The sequence below is a fragment of the Streptomyces sp. NTD91 genome (genome assembly GCF_059510455.1).
The window spans coordinates 1-234 of record NZ_JCAJZW010000209.1 but is presented as its reverse complement, the minus strand read 5'-3'; the positions used below and the strand labels follow the sequence as shown (position 1 = coordinate 234).

Sequence of the window (234 nt, the reverse complement as noted above, 5' to 3'; positions counted from 1 at the left end):
TTCGACGCGACGTTCTTCGGGATGAGTCCGCGGGAGGCGTTGGCGGCGGATCCGCAGCAGAGGCTTCTGCTGGAGGTGTCGTGGGAGGCGTTGGAGCGGGCGGGTATCGCTCCGGGGGTTCTGCGGGGCAGTCGTACGGGTGTCTTCGCCGGTACGAACGGTCAGGACTACACGGGTGTGTTGCTGGCCTCGGGTGAGGATTTCGAGGGTCATGTCGGTACGGGTAATGCGGCG

The 234-nt window shown here is 65.8% G+C and carries 1 protein-coding gene; it reads left to right on the top strand.

What is annotated here, in order from left to right; translation table 11 throughout:
• On the top strand, positions 1-234 hold a 234-nt coding region (locus AC5WRT_RS39260), incomplete at both ends, for a beta-ketoacyl synthase N-terminal-like domain-containing protein (RefSeq protein ID WP_496098993.1).